Annotated in this window: 21 protein-coding genes; 12 read left to right on the top strand and 9 right to left on the bottom strand. The window is 37.0% G+C overall.

The window, feature by feature from the left end:
* Window positions 1-8: 8 nt before the first annotated feature.
* The 8 genes from J2786_RS01590 (at window position 9) to J2786_RS01555 (ending at window position 6,206) form a co-directional block, all read left to right on the top strand.
* Entirely contained in the window at window positions 9-683 is a 675-nt protein-coding gene (locus J2786_RS01590; RefSeq protein ID WP_047432206.1) for a phosphoribosylanthranilate isomerase, read from the top strand.
* 28 nt (window positions 684-711) lie between these two features.
* A complete protein-coding gene (locus tag J2786_RS01585) occupies window positions 712-1,221 on the top strand; it encodes a hypothetical protein (protein ID WP_142014499.1) in 510 nt (169 codons plus the stop codon).
* Window positions 1,218-1,763 (top strand): GNAT family N-acetyltransferase, encoded by a 546-nt coding sequence (locus J2786_RS01580; protein ID WP_047432210.1) that lies wholly within the window; start codon window positions 1,218-1,220, stop codon window positions 1,761-1,763. Before J2786_RS01585 ends, J2786_RS01580 begins: the two co-directional genes overlap by 4 nt.
* 4 nt (window positions 1,764-1,767) lie before the next feature.
* Window positions 1,768-2,946, top strand: coding sequence for a tryptophan synthase subunit beta (gene trpB, locus J2786_RS01575; protein WP_047432212.1), 1,179 nt, complete (start codon window positions 1,768-1,770; stop codon window positions 2,944-2,946).
* 89 nt (window positions 2,947-3,035) lie between these two features.
* Window positions 3,036-3,770 carry a tryptophan synthase subunit alpha gene (gene trpA / locus J2786_RS01570; protein ID WP_047432214.1) on the top strand — a complete coding sequence of 245 codons (735 nt, stop codon included), beginning with the start codon at window positions 3,036-3,038 and terminating at the stop codon, window positions 3,768-3,770.
* A gap of 31 nt (window positions 3,771-3,801) precedes the next feature.
* The gene (gene lipB / locus J2786_RS01565; protein WP_047432218.1) at window positions 3,802-4,530 is read left to right on the top strand and encodes a lipoyl(octanoyl) transferase LipB; all 729 of its coding nucleotides are present in this window, start codon (window positions 3,802-3,804) and stop codon (window positions 4,528-4,530) included.
* 334 nt (window positions 4,531-4,864) lie between these two features.
* Entirely contained in the window at window positions 4,865-5,824 is a 960-nt protein-coding gene (locus J2786_RS01560; protein ID WP_142014488.1) for a protein-glutamine glutaminase, read from the top strand.
* Window positions 5,825-5,930: 106 nt separating this feature from the next.
* Window positions 5,931-6,206 carry a hypothetical protein gene (locus J2786_RS01555; protein WP_047432223.1) on the top strand — a complete coding sequence of 92 codons (276 nt, stop codon included), beginning with the start codon at window positions 5,931-5,933 and terminating at the stop codon, window positions 6,204-6,206.
* A 6-nt stretch (window positions 6,207-6,212) separates the two neighbouring features.
* Here the strand turns inward: J2786_RS01555 and J2786_RS01550 are convergent, their stop codons facing one another.
* Window positions 6,213-6,965 (bottom strand): SDR family oxidoreductase, encoded by a 753-nt coding sequence (locus J2786_RS01550; RefSeq protein ID WP_047432227.1) that lies wholly within the window; start codon window positions 6,963-6,965, stop codon window positions 6,213-6,215.
* Window positions 6,966-7,242: 277 nt separating this feature from the next.
* Between J2786_RS01550 and J2786_RS01545 the strand changes: the two genes are divergently transcribed.
* From J2786_RS01545 to J2786_RS01530, 4 genes are all read left to right on the top strand, one after another.
* Window positions 7,243-7,875 (top strand): NAD(P)H-dependent oxidoreductase, encoded by a 633-nt coding sequence (locus tag J2786_RS01545; RefSeq protein ID WP_047432229.1) that lies wholly within the window; start codon window positions 7,243-7,245, stop codon window positions 7,873-7,875.
* A 32-nt stretch (window positions 7,876-7,907) separates the two neighbouring features.
* Window positions 7,908-8,345, top strand: a complete 438-nt coding sequence (locus J2786_RS01540) for a MarR family winged helix-turn-helix transcriptional regulator (RefSeq protein WP_047432230.1) — start codon at window positions 7,908-7,910, stop codon at window positions 8,343-8,345.
* The gene (locus tag J2786_RS01535) at window positions 8,342-8,767 is read left to right on the top strand and encodes an organic hydroperoxide resistance protein (RefSeq protein WP_047432233.1); all 426 of its coding nucleotides are present in this window, start codon (window positions 8,342-8,344) and stop codon (window positions 8,765-8,767) included. Before J2786_RS01540 ends, J2786_RS01535 begins: the two co-directional genes overlap by 4 nt.
* A 185-nt stretch (window positions 8,768-8,952) precedes the next feature.
* Complete coding sequence (locus J2786_RS01530; protein WP_047432238.1) at window positions 8,953-9,387, top strand: hypothetical protein; 435 nt, start codon at window positions 8,953-8,955, stop codon at window positions 9,385-9,387.
* Window positions 9,388-9,447: 60 nt separating this feature from the next.
* Here the strand turns inward: J2786_RS01530 and J2786_RS01525 are convergent, their stop codons facing one another.
* From J2786_RS01525 to J2786_RS01490, 8 genes are all read right to left on the bottom strand, one after another.
* Entirely contained in the window at window positions 9,448-10,083 is a 636-nt protein-coding gene (locus J2786_RS01525; RefSeq protein ID WP_052187002.1) for a peptide deformylase, read from the bottom strand.
* Window positions 10,084-10,284: 201 nt separating this feature from the next.
* Window positions 10,285-11,157 (bottom strand): ChaN family lipoprotein, encoded by an 873-nt coding sequence (locus J2786_RS01520; protein WP_047432241.1) that lies wholly within the window; start codon window positions 11,155-11,157, stop codon window positions 10,285-10,287.
* Between the two features lie 117 nt (window positions 11,158-11,274).
* On the bottom strand, window positions 11,275-12,303 hold the full coding sequence (locus tag J2786_RS01515; RefSeq protein WP_047432245.1) for a hemin-degrading factor: 1,029 nt from the start codon (window positions 12,301-12,303) through the stop codon (window positions 11,275-11,277).
* Between the two features lie 4 nt (window positions 12,304-12,307).
* Window positions 12,308-12,958: a class I SAM-dependent methyltransferase gene (locus J2786_RS01510; protein ID WP_310023712.1), complete on the bottom strand. Its 651-nt coding sequence runs from the start codon at window positions 12,956-12,958 to the stop codon at window positions 12,308-12,310.
* 2 nt (window positions 12,959-12,960) lie between these two features.
* Window positions 12,961-13,734 (bottom strand): heme ABC transporter ATP-binding protein, encoded by a 774-nt coding sequence (locus tag J2786_RS01505; protein ID WP_047432249.1) that lies wholly within the window; start codon window positions 13,732-13,734, stop codon window positions 12,961-12,963.
* Window positions 13,734-14,774: a FecCD family ABC transporter permease gene (locus J2786_RS01500; RefSeq protein ID WP_047432252.1), complete on the bottom strand. Its 1,041-nt coding sequence runs from the start codon at window positions 14,772-14,774 to the stop codon at window positions 13,734-13,736. Before J2786_RS01500 ends, J2786_RS01505 begins: the two co-directional genes overlap by 1 nt.
* On the bottom strand, window positions 14,758-15,636 hold the full coding sequence (locus J2786_RS01495) for a heme/hemin ABC transporter substrate-binding protein (protein ID WP_047432254.1): 879 nt from the start codon (window positions 15,634-15,636) through the stop codon (window positions 14,758-14,760). Before J2786_RS01495 ends, J2786_RS01500 begins: the two co-directional genes overlap by 17 nt.
* Window positions 15,637-15,657: 21 nt before the next feature.
* Entirely contained in the window at window positions 15,658-16,773 is a 1,116-nt protein-coding gene (locus J2786_RS01490) for an HmuY family protein (RefSeq protein ID WP_052187003.1), read from the bottom strand.
* Window positions 16,774-16,784: the final 11 nt, after the last annotated feature.

Below are 16,784 nucleotides of genomic sequence, written 5' to 3'. Positions count from 1 at the left end.
AGATAACAATGAACCTGCAACCTACAACCTTTACCCTGTCACCTCAACTCAAAGTCTGTGGTCTTACAAAACCGGATCAGATTCAGGAATTGATTGCTATGAGTGTAGATTTTCTCGGTTTCATCTTCTATGAAAAATCACCAAGATATGTTTTGAATCATCTGAGTCTGGAAGAGATCTCAACTATTGAGCATAGAGGAAAAGTAGGTGTTTTTGTTAATGAAGAAACAGATGTCATTTTAAAAATCGTTCAGCAGGCAGGATTGAATTTCGTCCAGCTTCATGGTGATGAAAGTAATGATTACATTATTGAACTAAAACAAAAACTGAATCCTGAGGTTGGAATCATTAAAGCAATCAGAGTCGGAAACGATGCATCTGAAAACAAAAATAAAATAACACAAGCTTTTACCTCCAATCTGCAGCCTGTCACCTACTACCTTTTTGATACAGACAGTAAAGCCTTTGGAGGAACAGGAGAACAATTTGACTGGAATATTCTGAATGAATTTGAAATTCCTCTGCCCTATTTTTTAAGCGGCGGTATTTCAGAAGATAACATCAGGAATATAGAAACACTGCAACAACAGCCTTTGGCTTTGGATATCAATTCAAAATTTGAAACAGAACCTGGCAGTAAAAATATAGAAAGAATAAAAAAGTTTAAAAATCTGTTTCAGTAAAATAAATAACATATAAAAACACACAAGGATGAATATACATTTGCTAAAGAAGACATTTTATAAAACATTGTTTCCACCCAAATTCGGGAATGAAAAAATCCAGAATCTGTACCACTTTGTTGCACAGAACGACAGTAATACAGAACATTGGGAAGTGGGTGGATTATTGTCTGATTTCATCTGTATTATTAAAGATTTTGAAGAAAACGATATCCAATATTTCTTTGAAAGAATCAGTCTATGGAACAGCTATTATCTGGTTATTATTTCCGATAAATTTTTGGAAAACCATGTCAGATCAAGTGTAAAGTATGACTTAGGGCTGATTTATGCAAAAATATTTCTGCTGTACGAAGACTCTGATCCTTATTATTTAATTGATAATCTTGAAATTGCGATTACCATGTATCAGTCGAAAATAGATAAAGCAACCTTACTTGACTTAATGCATAAAATAGAATTATTACATTATAAAAAACTGATTACCAAACAGCAGCATAATTACCACCTCACATTTATTAATAGTTTAAACCCATGAAATATCATATAAAATCAACGAAAGATCTCACGGAAGCCGAGATAAAACACATTCTGGAACTTTGGGATATCTCTGAGTGGAATACTATGAAATCATCCTATTTCCGGTCTTTTTTCAAAGATTCAGAGTTTCATTTCCTGATGAACACAGATGAAAATATATTGGCTGTGATGAGGGTGAATTTTGATTTTACCTTACAGATAGCAGACACCGATTACTCCTTTGCAGAAGCTGTAGGACTTGTGGCAGCTCATAAAAAGAAAGGTTATGGAGCAGTTTTGGTGCGCCATTTCAAAGAAAATGTTACTCAGAGAAATCTTGAAACAATTGGTTTCTGCCATTCGGATCTTCGTTCTTTTTATGAAAAGTGTGATATCGAAATTCTTCACGACAAAGCCAGAATGATCAAAGAAAGTGTCGGCTCGGAATGGGTGAATTCTGAAGATGATGATATTCTGATTTTTTATACCACACAGGAAAGAAAAGAACTGCTCAACCAGCTGAGTTCACAAAATAATGCTTATTTAATGACTAAAGAATAAAAAAATGAATTATAAAAACCCCGATGAAAACGGATATTATGGAGAGTTTGGAGGAGCTTTTATCCCCGAAATGCTTTATCCCAATGTAGAAGAGTTACAAAGAAATTATCTTGAAATAATAGAATCTGAAGATTTTCAGGCTGAATATCAGGATTTGCTTAAAAACTATGTGGGAAGAGCTACTCCTTTATATTTTGCTAAAAACTTAAGCCAAAAATATCAGACACAGATCTATTTAAAACGGGAAGACCTCAACCATACCGGAGCCCATAAGATCAATAATGCTCTTGGACAGGTTCTTCTGGCAAAACGTCTCGGAAAAACAAGGATTATTGCAGAAACTGGTGCCGGGCAACACGGCGTCGCTACTGCTACAGCTTGTGCTTTGCTTGGTCTTGAGTGCATTGTTTATATGGGAGAGATTGATATCCAGAGGCAAGCCCCGAATGTAGCAAGAATGAAAATGCTGGGTGCTGAGGTGGTGGCAGCTACTTCAGGTTCAAAAACACTGAAAGATGCGGTAAATGAGGCATTAAGAGACTGGATCAACAATCCTGTGACCACGCATTATGTGATTGGAAGTGTGGTAGGTCCACATCCTTTCCCTGATCTTGTAGCAAGGTTCCAAAGCATTATTTCAAAAGAAATTAAAGAACAGCTGCAAGAGAAAACCGGAAGAGAGAACCCTGATTATGTGATTGCCTGTGTAGGTGGAGGAAGTAATGCTGCCGGAACATTCTATCATTTTGTAGAGGAAAAAGAAGTGAAAATCATCGCTGCAGAAGCAGGAGGATTGGGAGTAGATTCAGGAAAATCTGCTGCAACTACATTTTTAGGAACCCTTGGAGTTCTTCATGGAAGCAAAAGCCTTGTAATGCAGACGGAAGACGGACAGGTTATTGAGCCTCATTCTATTTCCGCAGGACTGGATTACCCTGGAATTGGACCTTTTCATGCCCATTTATTTAAAGAAAAAAGAGCAGAATTTTTTAGTATTAATGATGATGAAGCTTTGAAATGTGCCTTTGAGCTTACCAAACTGGAAGGAATCATTCCTGCACTGGAAAGTTCTCACGCGCTGGCAGTTTTAGACAAGAAGAAATTTAATGAAAATGATGTGGTAGTTATTTGTCTGAGTGGCCGTGGAGATAAGGATATGGAAACGTATCTGAAAAATTTGTAAAATGCAAAAAGTAGATATATAAAATGACTTTAAGGGATAAAATCAACTCCTAAATACATTTTACATGAATACATTAATACAGTAAAGAAATGAAAAAACTAAATATATACTTCACAGCAGGAATTCCGCAATTGGAAGATACCGCTGATATTATACAACTGATTCAGGATTCCGGAGCAGATATGATCGAAATCGGAATGCCTTATTCTGATCCTGTGGCAGACGGACCTGTCATCCAGAAAGCTCACGAACTGGCTTTACAAAACGGAATGACTATTGAAAAGCTGTTCTCTCAATTAAAAGCCATCAAAGATAAAATCAAGGTCCCGATTATCCTGATGGGTTACGTTAATCCTGTTTTGAGCTTCGGATTTGAGAAGTTTTGTGCAGCATGCTCGGAAAGTGGTGTTTCAGGATTGATCCTACCCGATCTTCCTCCTATTGAGTTTGAGAAAAATTACCAGCAGATTTTAAAGCAATATAATTTAAATTTCACCTTTCTGGTCACTCCGGAAACATCTGATGAGAGAATGATCTATCTGGATTCTTTAAGTTCAGGATTTCTGTATGCAGTAAGTTCTTCTTCTACCACAGGAAATGAAAATGCAGTTGTAAAAAATGAGAACTACCTTTCCAGGTTAGCTTCCCTTCCTCTAAAAAATCCGGTAATGATAGGATTCGGGATTAAATCGAAAGAAGATTTTGAAAATGTAACAGAAAATGCGGATGGCGGTATCATTGGAACAGCTTTTGTGAATATTTTGCTTCAGGATAGAGACTGGAAGAAAAAGGCTATAGATTTTATCCATTCCATAAAAGGGTAAAATTCACTAAATTTGTATATCAAAAATTGAAATGAATACAAATCAAAATAAAGCAGTAGAATTTGAAGATTTAGGAGTCAAAGAATATCAGCCAGCCTGGGATTATCAGGAACAGCTGATGAAAAATATCATTGACACCAAAATAAAAAACAGGGATCTTCCTGCAGAACAGCATACCACGACCCCCAATCACTTACTTTTCGTAGAACATCCCCACGTGTATACGTTAGGAAAAAGCGGTCACGAAGAAAATATGCTTGCCGGTATTGATAAACTGAAGGAAATTGATGCTACTTTCGTGAAAGTAAACCGTGGCGGAGATATTACCTATCATGGTTACGGACAGGTTGTAGGCTACCCTATTCTGGATCTTGAAAACTTTTTCACCGATATTCATTTATATATGAGAAATCTGGAAGAAGTGATCATCAGAACCATTGCCGAATATGGTATCAAAGGAGAACGTTCACCGGGAGAAACCGGAGTATGGCTGGATGTAGGAAAACCTTATGCCAGAAAAATGTGTGCTATGGGAGTAAAAGCTTCCCGTTGGGTAACTCTTCATGGCTTTGCATTGAATGTAAATACAGATATGCGTTATTTTGAATACATTATTCCGTGTGGGATCAAGGATAAGCAGGTTACTTCGTTAAAAAGAGAGCTTGAAAGAGAATTGACACCAGAAGAAATGGAAGATCTGAAAGCAAAGATCAGAAAACATTTTGCAGACGTTTTTCAGGCAGAATTGATTTATAAATAATCGGAATAATTTCATTAAGATATGAGAAAACCAGTTTCAATAGTTGAGACTGGTTTTTTAGTTTACTTCATCTTGTCTATTCTATAGCAATCCAAATTGCAAAAAACAACATATTTTACAATTTTAAAAATTTCCTGTTTTCCTTAATTTACCATAAAAATCAATAGATCAATCAGTCTTTTCAATATCATAAAACCAATAAAACAACAAAATAATTTATTTTTTTCTAAAAAAATATTGCGCATATTTTAAATTTTATTACTTTTAATGTCACAAAATAGTGAACTATTACAATTAATAGTTCACAAAAAATTAACCACAAAATATAAAAACTATGAAAAAATTCCTTTTATCCATGATGGTATTCGTGACGGTACTGTCATTTAACTCCTGCTCGGATTCAGGTGCCAATCAGGATCCGAATCTTGTTGCTAAGGAGTCTAATGAAATTGCTATGAAAGACTTTGGCAAAACTGTTCCGGTAGGGATAGAAAAAGAGGATGGAAAATTTAAAGTTTCATTTATGGTTTCCGCACAGCCGTATCACATTAAGGATACAAAAGACAATGCGGCATTTATTTCCATGATTAAAGAAGCTGTACAAAATGAAACTCCTGTTCAGGTTTTCCTGAAAGCCAATTCAAATGAAATTGCAAAGGTTGAAAAAGCAACAGCGGACGACATCCGTTATTTCAAATCAGTATTCAACAAAGAAGAAAGAGGGGAAAGTAACAAGGCAGTAAGTGTAATCCCTAATCTTGCTACGTTAAACAGTCTTTTTACTCAGATCAAAAACCAGGCTTGCGGAACTTCTACCGCATCTTCACCGTGTATCACATTCAGATATCCTGTGGATGGATGCTATGCCAGAGCGCACAAAATGAGACAAATCCTTTTGAATGCAGGGTACGACTGTGAAAAGCAATTTGTATATGGTAATCTTAGAGCATCTACAGGAACATGCTGTGTATCATGGGTATATCACGTGGCAATTTTGGTAAGCTTCAAAAATGCTTCCGGAATTGTTGAAAAAAGAATTATTGACCCATCATTATTCTCCAGCGGACCTGTAACAGACAGTGCATGGAGAGCTGCATGTACTAATACAGGCTGTGGTTCTGCATCTGTATCTTCTTTTGCCAATACAGCAGGAAATGTATACTACAGAAGCCCATCCGGTTCTTTATTATATGATAACAATTATGTAAATACCAACTGTGTATTGAACATATTCTCATCCCTTTCAGGATGTTCTCCTTCCCCTGCACCTAGTGTTGCAAGCTGTGGATTTTAACTAATTTATAGAGAGCTCCTGCATTTATTTTGATACATTGCAGGAGCTTTTTACTTAATACTTTTTTGCTATGAAAGCCTGGTCCTATCTACTATTACTATTTATTATGATTACATCCTGTTCCGGTAATTCCAGTTCACAGAATTTAACCTGGTATAATAATGCCACCATTTCCAACATCATGGAAGATCCTGATAAACCGAATGAAGTGGTACGTGTCGCTATTGGAATCAGTGCTCAGGTTTTTTATCTTTCCAAAAAATCACCGGAATACAAGAGCCTTATGGAAAAAGCAACCCAAAGCTTTAAGAAAGGCAAGATCTATAATATCGGTATTGAAAATAAAACCAATATCATCAAAGAAATTAAAGAAGTCAAATAATCCTGATTATCTGATCACAGAAATTCCGGCATCCACTTTTACTTCTGCCCCATGAATATAGGAGGCTTCTTCTGAAGCCAGAAACAGAACTACACTAGCTATTTCTGAAGGTTCCCCCTGTCTTTTAAAAGGAATTGTAGGAATAATCTCATCAATGGCACTTTCTATCTGCTCTCCGGTTAAACCTGTATTATTAAAAATATTGGTTTTAATATGCCCGGGACTTACCCCATTGACCCGAATACCACGTTCCGTAAGTTCTACCGCAAACGTTTTGATGAATGACTGCACCGCAGATTTTGCTGCAGAATACACCGAAAAATTAGGCATCGCAATATCAGTTGCAACTGAAGTATTGAAAATAACGGAACTTCCTTTTCTCATTAGTGGTAACGACTGCTGTACCGTAAAAAACGGTCCTTTTACCAGCATATTAAAAAGTTCATCAAACTGGTTCTCATCCACATATTCCACAGGAGCAAATCTTCCGTATCCTGCATTGGCAAATACAAGATCAATATGTTCTGTATATTTTCTGATTTCCTGCTGAAGATTCATCAGATCTTTTATATTCCCTGCGTTGGATACAATTCCAAAGGCATTTTCTCCAAGTTCTTCCAAAGCATTATTCACTGTTTCACTAGTTCTGCCTGTAATAATGACTTTTCCTTCTTCTTCAAGGAATTTATGAGCAGTAGCCAGGCCCATCCCATTGGTTCCTCCTGTAATTAAAGCGGTTTTGTTTGTAAATCTCTGCATTGTTTTTAGTTTAAATTTCTATTACAAAGATTGGAATACAAACACTTTTAAAAAATCCGAATCATGCTGAAATAAACAAAATAGAAATAATAAATTTCTTATTTGCTTCTGCATTATTTTACCGTTTTTAAAGTTTATCAATAATTGCTATCAATAAAATCTTTCAAAATTAAATTGCACACAATTAAATTGGCCATATATTTGTATTGTTAATTGAGTCAGCTAATAAAACTGACATTTAATAATCAACAAGTAGTTTAATTAAAACAAAAGAAAAATGTCATTAATAGAAAATTTAAACTGGAGACATGCGGTAAAAGCTTATGATCCGACCAAAAAAGTATCACAGGAAGATCTTAATACTATTTTAGAATCAGCTAGACTGGCTCCTACTTCATCGGGATTGCAGCCCTTCAGAATTATAGTAGTGGAAAACCAGGAACTGAAAGACAAAATGGTAGCAGGTGCTTTAAACCCTGAAGTAATGAGAGATTCTTCTCACGTTTTGGTCTTTGCAGCATGGGACAGTTATTCTAATGAAAAAATTGACAAAGTTTACGATTATCATACTGATGTAAGAGATCTTCCAAGAGGTCGTTTCGGAAGCTATACTGATAAAATTAAAGAAATGTATGGAGCACAGACTGCTGAAGAACATTTTGCCCATACTGCACGTCAGACTTATATTGCCTTAGGAATTGCTCTTGCACAGGCAGCAGAACTTAAAATCGACAGTACACCGGCAGAAGGATTCAGCAATGAGGTGGTAGATGAAGTACTGGGATTAAAAGAACTGGGATTAAAAAGTGTAAGCCTTTTATATCTTGGATACCGTGATGAGGCTAATGACTGGCTTTCTTCTATGAAAAAAGTCAGAATTCCAATGGATGAATTTATCATAAAAAAGTAATACCTTCATCGAATCTTTCGTACTCAAAAATTATGGAAAATCCGAAAACACCCAAACTGGAAAACCAGATTTGCTTCCCACTGTATGTAATTGCCAAAGAGATTACCGGGCTTTACCGTCCTTTTCTTGATGAACTGGGCATTACCTATCCGCAGTATCTTGTGATGATGATATTATGGGACGGCGATGGACTTACGGTAACCCATATCGGAGAAAAACTGTTTCTGGACAGTGGTACCTTAACACCTCTTCTTAAAAGACTGGAGTCTAAAGGATTTATCATCCGAAAAAGAAAAAAAGAGGACGAAAGAGTGGTTGAAGTATTTTTAGACGAAGCAGGAAAACAGCTTCAGGAGAAGGCTTGTGAAATTCCGGGAAAAATTCAGGAAAAACTGGGAATACAGCCGGAAGAGCTGCTGCACCTTAAAGACACCGTCTTAAAAATATTAAACAAAATAGAAAATAAATGAAAACATTATATACCACTCAGGTCACTGCTCAAGGAGGCAGAAACGGACATGTGAAAAGTGAAAACGGAGTACTGGAACTTGATGTAAGAATGCCGAAAGCGTTAGGAGGAGCCAATGATGATTTTGCCAATCCTGAAATGCTTTTTGCAGCAGGATATTCCGCTTGTTTTGACAGCGCTCTGAACAGAGTGATCAGTCTTTCTAAAGTAAAGACGGGAGAAACAACGGTAACGGCAAAGGTAAGTATTGGCCAGATTGAAAATGGAGGTTTCGGACTGGCAGCAGAGCTGGATGTGAATATTCCCGGTGTTTCTCTTGAAGAAGCACAGGCTCTGACAGAGAAGGCACACCAGATCTGTCCTTATTCTAATGCTACCCGAAATAATATGGAGGTAAGACTATCAGTTACTAACAACGATTAATCCAATTTTTTTTAAGCATAGTTATAACGAAAGGAGCTGTTTCCATGGAAACAGCTCCTTTTTATTTTATTTTCCCCCAGATTTCGCAGATGACACGGATGATTGAGGATATTTTTATGTATATAATATTTAAGAATGTCATTATCATTCATTATTATTTATCGTAAATACAGTATTTTTGTATTATGGAAATTATTATGGAGATCGTTTGTCAGGTGTATGCAGGGCAAAAATCAAGAAAAACAATAGATCTTATTCTGAACACATTCCTTCCCGGCTATGAAAAATTAAATCTCAATTATACCTACCCAAGGCATGATAAAAATTATATTTTTAAAACAGAAGACGAAATGATTGGTTATTTCATCGAAAACCCTGGCCTTGATCAAACTTTTTACTGGAATAAATACCACGATAATCCTGATAAAATAATGGTAGGTGCCAATATTACCGATGATGATAAACTTGTCATAAGTTTAACAATGGATACTACTGAAGACAAAAAGAACATGTATTTCGATCAGCTCAAGAAAGTTTTACAATCCGATATCGGGGTAATTACTTATGTGAATCCCGCAGATTATGAAGATGGAGAAGATTTCATTGTAAAATATGGGTAAAAACAGAAATTTACTTAGCCTTATAACAACTCCCCATCACTCATCATTTATCACTCATCATTACCTCCTGTCTTTCATTACATCACTTTTCTGATAGGCATCTACTTTTTTATAGGAATCATTTTTCTCTTTTTCTTTTTTATCGGAAATCAGGATGCCGAAAAGATGGTCGATTTCATGTTGAAAAATAACTGCTGTAAAACCTTCTACAATTTCTGAATATTTCTGCCCCTTCAGATCCACATATTCCAGTTGAATGACTTTGCTTCTGTAAAACTGATCCCTGAATTCAGGAATAGACAAATCGCCTTCAGGACCAAGATTCTGCAGGTCAGAACGCCATACAATGACCGGATTGATAAAATACTCAAGTGGAGTTCCTTCCTTATCAAAACGCTGTACCCAGATGATCTTTCTGTTGATTCCCACTTGTGGAGCTGCGATTCCTACTCCACCATCTGTTGACAGAAGAGATTCTTTCATTCTTTTTACGAGAACAGCCGTATTCGGATCAAGAGGATCTGCTTCTGAAGAAGTGTTCAGCAATGTTTGATGCTGATTATTATCTGTTGTCTGATAGATGGGTAATGCGGTGTTTACATCTCCCTGATTGATGATTGAAAGTTCATTAGAAGTCAGTTTTTGTGCATTGAACAATCCAATAAAAAAGATCAGCAGAATGGGTAATTTCTTCATATTTTTTGAATGTGATACAAAGGTAAATATTGTGACATAAAAATGATTTATTTATCAATGAATTTTAAGTTTTGGCTAAAGCCTTTGAATCTTTTAATTAAAAATGGCCGGGCTAAAGCCCGACCCTATTGAATGAATACAATTCAAATTATTTAAGTCATAATAAGATCTGCTCAATCCGCAAAATCTGCGAGCTTCTTATTAAAAAGTCTTTGTCATATCTCCCGGAATAATCAGATTGAAGTCTGTAGGGATATAATCTTTGGCTGGTACTTTCAATTCTGGATCATCCGATTCAAAAACGGAGATCACTGCCATTTTCAGGTTAGGATTTTTCTGTTTGATATACCAATAGATTCCTCCGAATTCTTTGCTGTGATAGTTTCCGTTGTAATGGATAAATGTTTTCCCGGCCTGGAAATTTTTCAGGATAGATTCAGCCATTGTAGCATCTTTCGTTGCCTGGGCTGAAATGAAATTCATCACTTTGGTTCCTTCTGCATGATCACCCATCATCTTTTTCATTTCCGGATATCCGGGAGTGTCTAAGGTTACTTTAATCGGAAGCTGGGCAATGTATGTCTTTTCTTTTTCGCTTAATTTATTCAGGGATTCAAGACCTTCTTTTGCGGTTTGAGAAGCATATCTTCTCGGAATATTGGTGGCAATAAAATTCAGCTTTTTATCTTTGGCAAAATCTACCAAAGGTTTATAATCCGTTGCATAATTATTCCATAAACGGGCAGAATCTTTGAATGTCTTAGCATCAAATTTTCCATTTAAATATTGATCCAGCTGAGCCTGATTATCTCTTTCAAACATTTCTGCTCCTAAGATAAGCTGTCCGTTCTTTTTGGCAAACAGCGCTTCTGTAATTTTCAGCTGAAGCCAGTGATTGATGGAACTGTTATGATTCTCTCCAAAAAAGACCACATCATAATCTGCCAGTTCTTTTACCAGCTTTTCTGTATTTACTTCTTTTCCCTTTTTATCATAAAACTGATACGCTTTTAAGCCCTGTGCCTTTAATGAACAGAAACCGGCAAAAAGTATCGCTATGAAAATATTTTTCATTTTATTATATATTTAGTCACAAATTACACAAATATTCCGGCACTTGCAGATCGCCTGCAATAAAAAAGACCGCTTTGAATTTTACAACAAAACGGTCTCATTCAAATCATCTAATTATTACTTTTCTAAAGCTGCTACAAGGTCCTTCCATTCCTGAAGTTCAGGAATTCCAGGTTTTCTTTTTCCGAAGAACTGAACGATAAAGTCTCCTTCTTTGTTGAATACTTCAATAGCGGTTACTTCTCCGTCTTCAGTCGGTTTTTTAACGATCCAGGCTTCTGCAATTTTCGTTACATCAAGGTGTAAGTTGAAATCAGGATCCATTACATTGAACCACTGCTGATGCCAAAGTGTTTTCTTCACATTTCCTGTGTGGATCTGAATAATTCCTCTGTTTCCAACGAAAACCATGATAGGAGTATTCTTTTCAGAAGCATCTTCAAGGATGTTGACTACTTTGGCATTATCAATTTTCTTGGCAAATCCTTCCGGAGCCAATCTTAATGCCTGTGTTCTGCTTACTCCATATTTTCTGGTCATCATGAAGAAATCATGAGTGTCTTTCAATTCTGTCCATGCTTTTTTGAAACCTTCCACATCAATATCTGAATCAGCTTTTTCTGCCTGTTTTGGAGCTACTGCTTCAAACGCCAATGTCTGATTCTGATCTTCTGCTTTGAATTTTTCTACAATAGCATCGAAAGCTTCTCCATTACTGTCTTTAGTCAGATAAATCTTATGAAGTGCCAGTCCGTCTTTTCCGAAAAACTGAAGACTTTTTTTATCTCCTTCCCATACTGCAAAGGCAAATTTCCAGTGGTTAAGGAAAATTCTGAGATCAATATCTTCACCCACAAAAAGCTGCGCATGAGGACTGCTGAAATCTCCGTTCAGATACGTTCCTTTTCTTTCATGAACACATTCGTCATTACGCGTAAGAGCCATTACTTTCCCTAATTGCTCAGCTTCTGTAAGGATTCCCTGGAAATCCGGGTTCAGGACAACTACTCCTTCTCCAATGCTTGTTGCCAGCAATTCTGCTTCACTTACTTCTAGCTGTGCCGCTGCATTTCTTATTCTGATATGTGGATTTTCTGCTTTCAGAGCTTCCCATTTTTCCTTTAAATCATTAACTAATGTGCTCATTACTTTACTTTTTTATGGTTAAAATTGTATAAATTCTTTGTATGGTTTCGTTTCCTGTTTTACTTTTTATTTCTTCTTCTTTTTCAGAAGTTTTCATTCTTTTAAAATGGCTTTTAGAGATCAGTTCTTCCATTTCGCTGTTGCTGTACAACGTAAAATCATATTCCGTAAACGGTAGTTTTTCCATGAACTCTCTTTGTCCGAATGTAAGAACGAATGTTCCGTCATCTTTCAAAACTCTGTAGATTTCGTTTAAAAATTCAATCGGGTTATCCCAGAAATAGACTGTGTTTACGGTAAATATTTTATCAAAAGATTCGTCCTGAAATGGCAGTTTTTTACCTTCATAGAGAACAAAATCTGCTTCGCTTTCAAATTCTTTGTTGAGCCTTTTGGCTTCCTTGTGCATGGTTTCAGAAATATCAATTCCTGTGTATCTGAGATTTTTTGCAAGACTCATTATACTTTTCAGGTGTGCGGCATTCCCGTGTCCTATTTCAAGCATTTGCTGGCCGTCATCTATCACAAGTGTTTTGATGCTTTCTAACGTCATGCTGATGTTAGTAGCATTCATCATTTCACCGATCTCGATGCCTTTTCCCCCCTGATGATTGGCAAGATTCTGTGCGAGGATTTTGAGTTCGTCTTTTTCCATGGTTATCCAAAAATGATCATTGGGTTATTGGTAATAGGGTGTCCGCAGATGGTACAGGGAAAATTATAAGCATGGCTGATATTTTCTTCAGTAAAAACTTCCTGTGGGGATCCATAGGCGGAAACCTGTCCTGATTTCATTAACAAAATCTTATCTGCAAACTGTGCAGCAAGGTTCAGATCATGCAAAACTACAATAGCACTGTTGGCTTTTTTGGTGAAATTTTTGATAATTTCCAGTGCTTTGTACTGATGTTTTATATCTAAATTATTCAATGGTTCGTCCAGAAAAACCAGTTTGTGGGCGATATCATTTTCAAGCTGAGCCATTACTCTTGATAGGTGTACACGCTGCTTTTCTCCTCCTGAAAGGGTATTGTATTCTCTTTCTTTCAGATGAAAAATATCCGTTTCATACATCATCATATTCATAGCTTCAAGATCTTCTTTTCCGGGCTGGGCATCGAAATAAGGATACCTTCCCATCATGATCACATCTTTTACCTCAAGCGGAATATCGTTACTGTTATGCTGTGAGAACTTTGCTTTGTGTTTTGAAAGTTCTGTGATATTCCAATCTCTGATAGGTTTATCTTTAAACAAGACTTTGTTACTTCCGGATTTCACTTCATCTGCCAGTACGCTCAGAAGACTTGATTTCCCTGCTCCGTTCGGTCCCACAATGGCCAGAAATTCACCGTATTCCAGAGAGACATCTACCCCATCCAGAATTCTGAATTCTTTATGTTTATAATTAATCTGGTGTGCCTTGATCATTACAGTGATTTTTTAAATTTAACCAAAATAGCGATAAAAATAGGGCCTCCCATTAAGGCTGTTAAAATCCCGATCGGCAGTTCCGACGGTGCTACAATACTTCTGCTGAAGGTATCTGCCGTTAATAACAAAATGCTTCCGCACATTGCCGATAATGGCAAAATAAACGTATAATTGGATTTGAATAAAAGCCTTAAAATATAAGGTACAATAAGACCTACAAAACCAATGGTTCCTGAGAATGCCACGCAGCTACCCACCATTAAAGCTACGATAATAATAATCTGCTTTTTCAGTCTTTCCACATTAATTCCCAAATGCTGAGCATCTTTCTCTCCCAGCATCATTGCATTCAAAGCTTTTCCTTTTGGAAGTAAAATAATGTAAGCAATGACCGCTACAACGGTCAGGATGATATTCTTCGTCCATGTTGCGGCTGCCAGACTTCCTAAGTTCCAGAAAGTAAGATCTCTAAGCTGTTCATCTTTTGAGATATAGATCAAAAATCCGGTAATCGAAAATCCGATAGCCGTTATGGCAACTCCGGTAAGCAGCATCATCACCACATTTGTTTTTCCTCCGCTTGTTGAAATTCTATAGACCAACATCATTGATAGAAAAGAACCTATAAAAGCGGCTATTCCTACCAGTGAAAATTGTACAGCTTCAGGAAGATATTCTTTGAAATGTCCTCCTAAAACAATCGCAATGGCTGCCAGCAACGTTGCTCCTGATGTAAGTCCTATTAAATCTCCTGTTGCCAGAGGATTCTTGAAAAGCCCCTGAAGACTTGTCCCGGAAACCGACAACATACTTCCTACTAAAATGGCCATAATAATTCTGGCTGCTCTTACGTCCCAAATCACATATTTATCACTCAGCGATAAACCGGGATCTCCTTTTACAAATTGCCACAGTGCCCTGAACGGAGAGTTTTCTCCGAAATCATAAACTCCTGTATTAAGTGACAGTACTGCTATAATGACAAGCAGTACCGCACTTATGATAAGATAAAAGTATAGTTTACTTTGTGCTTTCAATTAAAAGTTTGTTTAATCCTACTGCTGCTTCTCCTACTCTCGGTCCAAAACCTGATACTAAACCTCCGTCCATTGCAATGATTTTCTTGTTTTTACCGGCATTGGTCTGAGATACTCCCGGCATTTTTAGCGCTCCTTCATTTCCTCCTGCGCCCTGTAAACCAGTTTCGAAGAAGAATAGTACATCAGGATTAGCTTTTACAACGGCTTCCGGTGTCAATGGCTTGAAATCTTCAAAATCCGTTACTGCATTTTCTCCACCAGCAAGGGTAATCAATGAAGCCATTGGAGTATTTTTACCACTTACCATCAGCATGTTTCCTCTTGCGTAGATGAACAATACTTTTGGTTTTTTAGCAATAGGCTGTACCTGTTTCAGATCAGCATCAATTTTATCATTTAATTTCTGATAGTCTGTATTTCCAATCGCTTTTGCTACCTGCTCGATCAGTTTTTTAGTTCCTTCAACGGTGTATTCCTGTTTGAAAACTTCAGTTTGAATCCCTGAAGATTTGATTTTCCCCATTAATTCAGGATTGATATCTTTATCAGAAGCAAGAATCAAGGTAGGATTTACAGCCATGATTGGCTCAATCGTCATTGATCTCATGTGCCCCAAATCTTTAGCTGTAGCTTTTAAAGAGGCAGGATAGGTACTGGTAACATCAGTTCCTACGATTTCCTTTTCGTGGCCTAAGGTAGCTACGATTTCAGTAATTCCTCCGTTTAGTGTTACTATTTTATTATTGGTTTTTGGTGCTTCAGAAGTAGCTTCTGTGGTATTTTCTTTTGCTCCCGCTTCTGCTTTTTTGCAAGAATATACTGCTACAAGAACAGAAGCTGCAAGGATGAATTTTTTCATGATATACTATTATTTGATTATTTATAAAGGTTCGAATTCAAAATTGGTGTACCCTCTTTCTCCTTTTGTATTTTTCATCGTATTGAATCTCAGTTTGAAATAAAAGCCTTCGGCATCTTTCAATACAAAGAAACGGTCTGCATACACAAAAGGAACTGGATTGGATGCTGTACCGGTAGTGGTTCTCCATTTATCTCCGATCGCCCGCTGGTCATTGAAAACAAATTTTGCAGGTTCCACATCTTTTAGTTTAAATGCACTGTAAGCTGCATCAAGACTCCCTGTAACACTTACCTGATAAGCTCCCACACCATTAAGGCTATTGGTTGCTACAAAATCTGCATAAAAATAGCTTCCCGCACTGGTTGCAGGTCCCATGAATACTTCATTGGTAAATGTTGTGAAGACAAGATCCCATTTTTTCTTCTTAGGTTGAATTTTTACCGGAGTTCCTGTTTTCAGGTTGAAGAATGAGAAGTTGTATTCGGTATCTTTGGTAATGATATATTCTTTGATATCTGCTTCTGTTGCATTGACGTCAGCGTAACGTATTTTATATCCATTCTGAGCTCTCAGGATCTGAATTTTTTTCCATCCTCTCGGATCACCGGACAATGAAACCGAACCAGCTCCGATATTGGCAGCAGAAGGTATTTCTCTTCCCAGATTGATCAGATATACAGGATTATCAGCATCATTTTCTTTGATGGCATCAATTCCTGAAGTCTGATTCAGGAAATCTCCGTTCGGATTGTCAACATATTGCATGTTGGCAGCATCAAATGTTCCTACCTGAGCAATGTCTTTCAGACTTGAAATATCAGCTTCTTTTACTTTACTGATGTCTGAAGCATTCGGTATTTTAATTACCGTCATGGCAAGAGATCCGTTCATAACCACTCTGTAGGCATCGCCGCTATAAAAACCAAGATCCCAGTCTGTTCTGCTATTGACCGCCGGATTGGTGTAGTCACTCAGGTCGATCCAAACCTGATTAGGTTCTGTAGGGCCGCCAATTTGCACACTGACTTCAGATCCTGTCATAGGAGGAACCGGAACCGGATCTTCGTCTGCTGAAAGACAAGACTGTGTAGCAGCCATGACAGAAAGAACAGACAATATTTTTAGATACTTCATAATCGTAACTT

It is taken from the genome of Chryseobacterium vietnamense (genome assembly GCF_031454475.1).
Lineage (GTDB): Bacteria > Bacteroidota > Bacteroidia > Flavobacteriales > Weeksellaceae > Chryseobacterium > Chryseobacterium vietnamense.
This window is presented reverse-complemented; position numbering and strand designations above follow the sequence as displayed.

Excerpts from the sequence above, each read along its gene's own strand:
- J2786_RS01590 (WP_047432206.1), top strand. The coding sequence starts at position 9 with ATGAACCTGCAACCTACAACCTTTACCCTGTCACCTCAACTCAAAGTC.
- J2786_RS01585 (WP_142014499.1), top strand. The coding sequence starts at position 712 with ATGAATATACATTTGCTAAAGAAGACATTTTATAAAACATTGTTTCCA.
- J2786_RS01580 (WP_047432210.1), top strand. The coding sequence starts at position 1,218 with ATGAAATATCATATAAAATCAACGAAAGATCTCACGGAAGCCGAGATA.
- trpB (WP_047432212.1), top strand. The coding sequence starts at position 1,768 with ATGAATTATAAAAACCCCGATGAAAACGGATATTATGGAGAGTTTGGA.
- trpA (WP_047432214.1), top strand. The coding sequence starts at position 3,036 with ATGAAAAAACTAAATATATACTTCACAGCAGGAATTCCGCAATTGGAA.
- lipB (WP_047432218.1), top strand. The coding sequence starts at position 3,802 with ATGAATACAAATCAAAATAAAGCAGTAGAATTTGAAGATTTAGGAGTC.
- J2786_RS01560 (WP_142014488.1), top strand. The coding sequence starts at position 4,865 with ATGAAAAAATTCCTTTTATCCATGATGGTATTCGTGACGGTACTGTCA.
- J2786_RS01555 (WP_047432223.1), top strand. The coding sequence starts at position 5,931 with ATGATTACATCCTGTTCCGGTAATTCCAGTTCACAGAATTTAACCTGG.
- J2786_RS01550 (WP_047432227.1), bottom strand. The coding sequence starts at position 6,965 with ATGCAGAGATTTACAAACAAAACCGCTTTAATTACAGGAGGAACCAAT.
- J2786_RS01545 (WP_047432229.1), top strand. The coding sequence starts at position 7,243 with ATGTCATTAATAGAAAATTTAAACTGGAGACATGCGGTAAAAGCTTAT.
- J2786_RS01540 (WP_047432230.1), top strand. The coding sequence starts at position 7,908 with ATGGAAAATCCGAAAACACCCAAACTGGAAAACCAGATTTGCTTCCCA.
- J2786_RS01535 (WP_047432233.1), top strand. The coding sequence starts at position 8,342 with ATGAAAACATTATATACCACTCAGGTCACTGCTCAAGGAGGCAGAAAC.
- J2786_RS01530 (WP_047432238.1), top strand. The coding sequence starts at position 8,953 with ATGGAAATTATTATGGAGATCGTTTGTCAGGTGTATGCAGGGCAAAAA.
- J2786_RS01525 (WP_052187002.1), bottom strand. The coding sequence starts at position 10,083 with ATGAAGAAATTACCCATTCTGCTGATCTTTTTTATTGGATTGTTCAAT.
- J2786_RS01520 (WP_047432241.1), bottom strand. The coding sequence starts at position 11,157 with ATGAAAAATATTTTCATAGCGATACTTTTTGCCGGTTTCTGTTCATTA.
- J2786_RS01515 (WP_047432245.1), bottom strand. The coding sequence starts at position 12,303 with ATGAGCACATTAGTTAATGATTTAAAGGAAAAATGGGAAGCTCTGAAA.
- J2786_RS01510 (WP_310023712.1), bottom strand. The coding sequence starts at position 12,958 with ATGGAAAAAGACGAACTCAAAATCCTCGCACAGAATCTTGCCAATCAT.
- J2786_RS01505 (WP_047432249.1), bottom strand. The coding sequence starts at position 13,734 with ATGATCAAGGCACACCAGATTAATTATAAACATAAAGAATTCAGAATT.
- J2786_RS01495 (WP_047432254.1), bottom strand. The coding sequence starts at position 15,636 with ATGAAAAAATTCATCCTTGCAGCTTCTGTTCTTGTAGCAGTATATTCT.
- J2786_RS01490 (WP_052187003.1), bottom strand. The coding sequence starts at position 16,773 with ATGAAGTATCTAAAAATATTGTCTGTTCTTTCTGTCATGGCTGCTACA.